This is a genomic window from Pseudomonas sp. SG-MS2, from assembly GCF_009933855.1.
In the GTDB taxonomy this organism is placed as follows: domain Bacteria; phylum Pseudomonadota; class Gammaproteobacteria; order Pseudomonadales; family Pseudomonadaceae; genus Aquipseudomonas; species Aquipseudomonas putida_E.
In genome coordinates this window covers 1-6736 of sequence record NZ_MOMO01000014.1, presented here as the reverse complement: position 1 = coordinate 6736, position 6736 = coordinate 1, and the positions used below count along the sequence as shown (strand labels likewise).

The window sequence follows — 6736 nt, the reverse complement described above, 5'->3', positions numbered from 1 at the left end:
TCATGGAACGCTTCACGGTTGGAGTCATTCAGGCCCATGAGGATCTTGTGCGCCTCCAGCACCTTGGAGCGCACCACCTCTTCGTTCTGGTCCTGGGATGGCAGGTCGGTCAGGCATTCCGGGCACGGCACCGGGCGATCGACGATATTGAACACCTGATCGAAGCCCATCGATTGCAGCAGGCGCGAAATATCCGGGTTGGTGGTGACCACGGTCGGCAGCAGGCCGACCTTTTGCCGCGACAGGATCGACAGCTTGGCCAGCAGGCCCAGGGTGGTGCTGTCGATGCTCTCGGTTTCGGTCAGGTCGATGACGATGGCCGAGAAATTCAGCGCGGTGAAGATTTTCTCGATCGTCGCATCCAGCGCCGAACACAAGGTCAGGCGCACTTCACCGACGAATTTCAGCACGAAGGTACCACTTTGCTCGGCGAACTGGATTCTACCGGTACTCATTGAAGGTTCCTGCTTAACACCAATAGGGCGATATCATCCGGCATCTCCCCAAGCGTAGCCAATCCAAATCGTTGGCGCAGCCCATCCAGGCTACCACCCGCTGCCTTGACGATGTCCGGCAAGGCGGCCTCTTTATCTTTGAGCGTGTCCCCTGGCAAAAGATCCAGGATGCCGTCTGACATCAGGGTCAGGCTGAACTGCGGTGGCAGTTCCATCACCAGGTCCTGGTAGGTTGCCTCATCGAACAGGCCCACCGGAAGGCCGCGGCCTTCCAGGTAGCGGGCCTGGCCTGGGGTATACAGCACCGGCAGTGGCAAGTGGCCGCCCACGGCATAAGTCAGCAGGCCGGTTTCTTCATCGATCACACCACCGACCATGGTCACGTGTTTACCCAGCTTGCAGTTGATCAGGCCACGGTTGATGTGGCTGAGCACTTCCGAAGGCTTGAATTCGCGCAGCTTGCTGCTGCGCTTGAATTCGAACATCAGCCGGGTGGTCATGAACTTCAGCAGCACGGTGACGAAAGCCGACGACGCGCCATGCCCGGAGACGTCGGCAAGGTAGAAGGCAATGCGCCGCTCATCCACGCGGAAATAGTCGGCGAAGTCGCCCGACAGGTACAGCGACGGGATGATCTGGTGCTCGAAGGCAAACTCCCCGGCAACCCAGGGGCTCTCTGGCAGCATGTTCATCTGCACCTGGCGACCGGCAGTCTGGTCCTCCTGCAACAGGTGCAGGCTGGCCTCCAGTTCCCGGTTGGCTGCCTCGAGCTTGTCGCGGTAACGCTGGTTTTCCACCACCAGGCGCGAACGGTCAAGCGCACGGCGCACCGAATGTTCGAGCACGGCAAGGTCTTCCAGTGGCTTGATCAGGTAGTCGGCGGCACCCAGGCGCAAGGCCTCGACTGCATCGCTCATCACGCCGGCACCCGATACCACGATCACCGGCAACTGCGGCGCGCGCTCACTGACCTGGCGGATCAATTCCAGGCCGCCCATCTGCGGCATGCGCAGATCGCAGATCACGAGGTCGGGCTGGTGTTCTTCAAAGACCTGGAGCCCCTGCTGGCCATTACCGGCCTGGAGGACGCTGAAGCCACTGTCTTCCAGATAGGCGGCGAGGCTCGCACGGACCACGTCGTCATCATCGATGATCAGCAGCGTTGCACTGATTTTCTGCATGTGGGCGAACGGCGCCGATTTGGGTTGGTGCAGGGGCGTCTGCAAGGCTGACATCCAACTGCTGGAATACTCTGTGGTAACACTCTACTTGAGTTGTAGGCCAAGAACACGGCCCAGGCAACCGGCAGAGGTACTGTGTAAGGCGCAGACGGTACTCCCATCCGCCAGGCGTTTCAAGCATGCATGGGTCGAGTCTGGTGCTCTTTACAGGCTAAATCACCGAGAGTTATAAGAATGCGACCTGTGCAACCCGATGAGAAGGATGCAGCATGCCAAACACGCCCTCCAACCACAGTGAGAAACGCGACTTCATTCGCATGCGCATCGACACCGACGCCAGCCTGCTGCATGCCGGCCAGGTGATCGCAGCGGTATGCCTGGACCTGTCCAGTAGCGGCATGCAGGTGCAGGCGCCGCAGCGCTTTCAGGTAGGCGACACCTTGGAGGTACGGATCGACTCCGACCACCCTGCCCTCAAAGGCCTGCATGCCAGCACCGAAGTGGTCTGGATCGCCGACCAACCCGGTGGGCAGCAGAAATTTGGCCTGCGCATCCTGGCCATGCATTGATCTGTTACGAAAAAGGCGACCCGAAGGTCGCCTTTTTCGTGCACGCATGAATCAAAAGTCGTCTTCGACCTCGCCATCCTTGACCTTGAACTCGCGGTTCTGCAGGTAGGCGTTGCGAATGAAGATGTACTTGTCGCCCTGAATCAGCTTTTCTGCCGACAACAGGCTGGCACGGGTATCGACCACATCCAGGGCGAAGATAGAGTTGCGGGTCGGCACATGGTCGATGTAGCGGTACGGCTTGGTATAGCCGTCCGGGTACTTCGCCAGGCCGTCGCGCACGGTGCTCGGGCCCAGCAGCGGAATGACTACGTACGGGCCGCTGGGCAAGCCCCAGTAACCGAGCGTCTGGCCGAAGTCTTCGTCGCTGCGCTGCAGGCCCATCTTGGTGCCCACATCGAAGAAGCCGCCCAGGCCGAAGGTGGTATTGACGATCAGCCGCGCCGTATCAACACCCGCCGCATGCGGCTTGAGCTGCAGCACATTGTTGGCCAGGTTGGTGACATCGCCCAGGTTACGGAAGATATTGTGAATGCCATCTTCGAGGAACTGGGGGGTGACAGCCTGATAGCCCTGGGCCAATGGCTTGAGGGCATAGGTGTCGAGGACATCGTTGAAGCGGAAGATCGGCCGGTTGACCGCCTCCCAGGGATCATCCTCGGTGGCAGCCTGGGTAGCCGCCACAGGTGCCAGCAGCAAGCTGGCACAGACACAGGCCTGGGTGACTCGCTCGATCACACCGGCACCGATCCTACGCATAGATGTTTCTCCATCGAATTTCTCGGCCGCTGGCGCAACGCATGCGCCGCAGGTAAGGCGGCAGTATAGAGGCTTGCGAGCTGATAAACACCTTTACACATTTTTCCTAAATATTTGTGAGCAGCTATTACAAGTCACAGAGACGTAACAATCGCCCAATAGCCTGCGGTGTATTTAGGGACGCTGCCATGCATGATGCACCTGCCTTCACCGCTGTGCTGTTCGGCCTGCGCGGTTGCCTGGTCCAGGCTGCCAACGGCAGCCCCTTGCCCGCCCCCGGCGCCCTCGAAACCCTGGCCGGCCTGCGCCGCCGACAGGTGCCATGTATCTGGCTCGATGACCTTAGCAGCCCCCAGGGCAAACGCCTGGCCAGCGTGCTGCCGGAGTGGTTGCCGGGGCACACCGCCAATGGCGTGCGATTGCCCGCGCCCAACGCCTGCTGGCAGGCACTGATGGCGCTGGACAGCCAACGCCTGGACGGCTGCGTGCTGGTCAGCGGCGAGCCGCGGCTGTTGCAATCAGGCCTCAACGCCGGACTATGGACCATCGGCCTGGCCGCCTGCAGCCCGTCCTGCGACCTCGGCTCACAGCAATGGCAAGCCATGACCCCGCAGGAGCAGGAGCTGGCACGGGGCAAGGCCACGCTGGACCTGTTTCGCCTGGGCGTGCACTCGGTGATCGACCACCTCGAAGCGCTGGACACCTGCCTGACCGACATCGCCCTGCGCCGGCGCAAAGGCGAAAAACCCTGACACAGCAGCGTTGATACGGATCATGCAAAGCAACGGCGAGTGGATTACGCTAGAAGACAGGTGCGAACCTTTGCCGCTTCGCTGAGGTCCATGCCTTGCCAAGCCATTGATGGAGAACAGCCAATGCCTGCCCGCGAATTGCAAGAGCGCCTGAACAGCTTGCGCGAGCAACTGGATCGAAACATACCGCTTACGGATGAGGAGCTGGCCGCGCTGCATGAGGAAGCCAGACAGATCGAGGCGCAACTGAAGCTTGAGGAAGCTACGCCAGACAACAACCTGGTCGATGGTGTGAACCTGGCCATAGAGCGTTTCGAGGCCGACCATCCCGACCTCACCGCCACCCTGCGCAGCATTGCCAACTCGCTGCACAGTATGGGTATTTAGTAATAGCTGGGGCCGCTTCGCGCCCCTTTCGCGACACAAGGCCGCTCCTACAGAAGCGCGAGTCCTGTTGGAGCGGCCTTGTGTCGCGAAAGGGGCGCGAAGCGGCCCCAATCACTCGAACCTTACTGACGCACCAGCCGCACGTTTTCAGGGCTGATCGCCCCAGTACTACGGTACGGATTGATATCCAGCCCACCCCGGCGCACATAACGCGCGTACACGGTCAGATGCTCCGGCTGCAGCAGGCTCTTCAAATCCAGGTAGATCCGCTCCACGCACTGCTCATGAAAGTCTGCATGCTGGCGGAAGCTGATCAGGTAGGTCAGCAGGCTGGCATGGTCCAGCGCCCTACCCTTGTACTCAACCACAACACTGCCCCAGTCCGGCTGGCCGGTCACCGGGCAGTTCGACTTGAGCAGGTGACTGTGCAGGGTTTCCTCCACCACCCGCTCGGGGTTGCAGCGCAGCAACTCTGGTTGCGGCTGCTCGTAGTTGCTGATGGTCACATCCAGTGCATCAATGCACTGCCCCGGCAGCGCAACCACACCTTGCGCCTCCACTTCTGCCAACGTGCGCACCTGCACACTCACAGGCTTGCCAGCGGCAGCCGACAGGTCTTTCTCAAGGCATGCCTGCAACTCGCCAATGGTGGCGAACACCGTCTGGTTCAGTGAGTTCAGGTAGAGTTTGAACGACTTCGACTCGATGATGTTCGGCGAATCGGCAGGGATGGCGAACTCCCCTATCGCCACCACAGGTTTGCCGGACGGCAACAGCCAGGACAGCTCGAAGCAGTTCCAGTAATCCACGCCGTACCAAGGCAGGGTCTGGGCGGTCACACCCAGTTCGGCCCACTTGGCCGTGCGCGGGATGGGGAATAGCAACGAAGGCGTGTAGGTGGCAATGTATTCGCTGGATTTGCCCAGCGGGGAATGTTCGGCGGCGGGATGCATGGAAACTGACCTGAAGGTTCGGAAATACCCTTAGTCTACCGGTTTTACATCCCGCCTTGGAGCGCCAGTTACTCGATGGTCAATGGCCCGACCATGCCAGCCTGGTAGTGCCCAGGTACGTTGCAGGCGAATTCGATGGGCGCCGACTGGCGGAAGGTCCAGGTCAGCTCGGCGCGCTGGCCGGGCTGCAACAGCACCGTATTGCCAGCATCATGGCCATGGGCACCGTGGTCCATCTGGCCATGGCCCATACCCTCGTGGCTCATGCCGGCGGTGAACAGCTTGCCTTGCATGGCGATCATTTCTTTCTGGTGCTGGGCGTGCATGGCCTTGTCACCTAGGTTGAACTCATGGGGCAGCTTGCCTTCGTTGATCAGGACAAACCGTACGGTCTCGCCCGCCTTGACCTGCAGGTTCCCGGGCTCGAAGGCGATGTCCTTGAGCACGACCTCGACAGTGCGCGTGGCCTTGGCCGCCGGGGCCGGCTCGCCGAAAGCGAAGCTTTTACCGGTGCCCGCCAGGGTGGGCAGGCTCAACAGGGCAAGCGCAACGGCGACGAACAGGTGTTTCATGATGACTCCAGTACTTGCAGCGGATATGAGGCCACTTTAGAAAGGGCTGACTGGCAGCTACCTGACGGCAAGATTACAACTTTGTCAGCTTGGGTGGAGGCCGGGATAGTCACGTATCATTTCAGCCATTACAGCGCCCACTCTGGACACCGCATGAAACTGCTGATCGTCGAAGACCAGGCCCGCACCGGCCAGTACCTGAGCCAGGGCCTCAGCGAGGCCGGCTTCGCCACTGAGCTGGTCGCTGATGGCGAAACCGGCCAGCACCTGGCCCTGAGCGGCGATCACGACCTGCTGATCCTTGATGTGATGCTCCCAGACCGCGACGGCTGGCAGATCCTCCAGGCGGTGCGCCAGGCCGGCCTGGACACGCCGGTGCTGTTCCTCACTGCTCGCGATGCAGTGGAGGACCGCGTGCGCGGCCTGGAATTGGGTGCCGACGATTACCTGGTCAAGCCTTTCGCCTTTTCCGAACTGCTGGCCCGGGTGCGCAGCCTGCTACGCCGCGGTGCCAGCCCCAGCCAGGAGACGCAGCTGGCCTTGGCCGACCTGCGCCTGGACTTGTTCCGTCGCCGGGCAGAGCGTGCAGGCCAACGCATCGACCTGACCGCCAAGGAGTTCGCCCTGCTTGAATTGCTGCTGCGCCGCCAAGGCGAAGTGTTGCCCAAATCGTTGATCGCCTCGCAGGTTTGGGACATGAATTTCGACAGCGACACCAACGTCATCGAGGTCGCCATCCGCCGCCTGCGCCTGAAAATCGACGACCCGCACCGCAACAAGCTGATTCACACCGTGCGCGGCATGGGCTATGTGCTCGAGGAGCGCCACGACTGATGCGCAGGCTTTCCCTTGGCAGCCGCCTGGCCCTGTTGTTCGCCGCATGTACCGCTGCCGTTTCGCTGGGGGCGGGGCTGCTGTTCAACCGCGCCAGCGAGCAACATTTCGTCGAGCTGGACCAGCAACTGCTCGAATCACGCGTGTCGCTTTTACGCACCCGGCTTTGCGGCCTGCAACGCCCTGCCGACCTGCAAGCACAGCTGGCAGCCCTGCGCAACGAGCTCAGCCACCAGGCCGACCTGGCCTTGCGCATCAATGGCAGCGATGGCAG

At 61.3% G+C, this 6736-nt stretch carries 9 protein-coding genes and 1 pseudogene; 5 read left to right on the top strand and 5 right to left on the bottom strand.

The features are described 5' to 3' along the window. Both rssC and rssB read right to left on the bottom strand, forming a co-directional pair. The coding region (gene rssC, locus BLX42_RS01055; RefSeq protein WP_161870962.1) for an anti-sigma factor antagonist RssC at positions 1-455 on the bottom strand (455 nt) is incomplete at its 3' end. Further along, on the bottom strand, positions 452-1636 hold the full coding sequence (gene rssB, locus BLX42_RS01050) for a two-component system response regulator RssB (RefSeq protein WP_039602919.1): 1185 nt from the start codon (positions 1634-1636) through the stop codon (positions 452-454). The genes rssB and rssC, both read right to left, overlap by 4 nt. Before the next feature lie 269 nt (positions 1637-1905). Between rssB and BLX42_RS01045 the strand changes: the two genes are divergently transcribed. Then, positions 1906-2205 carry a PilZ domain-containing protein gene (locus BLX42_RS01045; RefSeq protein ID WP_046786444.1) on the top strand — a complete coding sequence of 100 codons (300 nt, stop codon included), beginning with the start codon at positions 1906-1908 and terminating at the stop codon, positions 2203-2205. A gap of 51 nt (positions 2206-2256) precedes the next feature. Here the strand turns inward: BLX42_RS01045 and BLX42_RS01040 are convergent, their stop codons facing one another. Next, positions 2257-2964: a VacJ family lipoprotein gene (locus BLX42_RS01040; protein ID WP_012313585.1), complete on the bottom strand. Its 708-nt coding sequence runs from the start codon at positions 2962-2964 to the stop codon at positions 2257-2259. 188 nt (positions 2965-3152) lie between these two features. Here BLX42_RS01040 and BLX42_RS01035 point away from each other — a divergent pair, with 188 nt between their 5' ends. Beyond that, entirely contained in the window at positions 3153-3716 is a 564-nt protein-coding gene (locus tag BLX42_RS01035) for a hypothetical protein (protein WP_046786445.1), read from the top strand. Positions 3717-3839: 123 nt separating this feature from the next. Continuing rightward, positions 3840-4103 (top strand): DUF4404 family protein, encoded by a 264-nt coding sequence (locus BLX42_RS01030; protein WP_012313583.1) that lies wholly within the window; start codon positions 3840-3842, stop codon positions 4101-4103. Between the two features lie 122 nt (positions 4104-4225). Here the strand turns inward: BLX42_RS01030 and queF are convergent, their stop codons facing one another. Together queF and BLX42_RS01020 are read right to left on the bottom strand one after the other, a co-directional pair. Continuing rightward, positions 4226-5056, bottom strand: coding sequence for an NADPH-dependent 7-cyano-7-deazaguanine reductase QueF (queF, locus tag BLX42_RS01025; RefSeq protein WP_115275398.1), 831 nt, complete (start codon positions 5054-5056; stop codon positions 4226-4228). A gap of 68 nt (positions 5057-5124) precedes the next feature. Next, positions 5125-5628 (bottom strand): plastocyanin/azurin family copper-binding protein, encoded by a 504-nt coding sequence (locus tag BLX42_RS01020; RefSeq protein WP_161870961.1) that lies wholly within the window; start codon positions 5626-5628, stop codon positions 5125-5127. 153 nt (positions 5629-5781) lie between these two features. Here BLX42_RS01020 and BLX42_RS01015 point away from each other — a divergent pair, with 153 nt between their 5' ends. Together BLX42_RS01015 and BLX42_RS01010 are read left to right on the top strand one after the other, a co-directional pair. Next, the gene (locus BLX42_RS01015; RefSeq protein ID WP_161870960.1) at positions 5782-6462 is read left to right on the top strand and encodes a heavy metal response regulator transcription factor; all 681 of its coding nucleotides are present in this window, start codon (positions 5782-5784) and stop codon (positions 6460-6462) included. Next, positions 6459-6736, top strand: a pseudogene (locus tag BLX42_RS01010) (two-component sensor histidine kinase); the annotation flags it as partial. The gene BLX42_RS01015 and the pseudogene BLX42_RS01010, both read left to right, overlap by 4 nt.

Excerpts from the sequence above, each read along its gene's own strand:
- rssB (WP_039602919.1), bottom strand. The coding sequence starts at position 1,636 with ATGCAGAAAATCAGTGCAACGCTGCTGATCATCGATGATGACGACGTG.
- BLX42_RS01045 (WP_046786444.1), top strand. The coding sequence starts at position 1,906 with ATGCCAAACACGCCCTCCAACCACAGTGAGAAACGCGACTTCATTCGC.
- BLX42_RS01040 (WP_012313585.1), bottom strand. The coding sequence starts at position 2,964 with ATGCGTAGGATCGGTGCCGGTGTGATCGAGCGAGTCACCCAGGCCTGT.
- BLX42_RS01035 (WP_046786445.1), top strand. The coding sequence starts at position 3,153 with ATGCATGATGCACCTGCCTTCACCGCTGTGCTGTTCGGCCTGCGCGGT.
- BLX42_RS01030 (WP_012313583.1), top strand. The coding sequence starts at position 3,840 with ATGCCTGCCCGCGAATTGCAAGAGCGCCTGAACAGCTTGCGCGAGCAA.
- queF (WP_115275398.1), bottom strand. The coding sequence starts at position 5,056 with ATGCATCCCGCCGCCGAACATTCCCCGCTGGGCAAATCCAGCGAATAC.
- BLX42_RS01020 (WP_161870961.1), bottom strand. The coding sequence starts at position 5,628 with ATGAAACACCTGTTCGTCGCCGTTGCGCTTGCCCTGTTGAGCCTGCCC.
- BLX42_RS01015 (WP_161870960.1), top strand. The coding sequence starts at position 5,782 with ATGAAACTGCTGATCGTCGAAGACCAGGCCCGCACCGGCCAGTACCTG.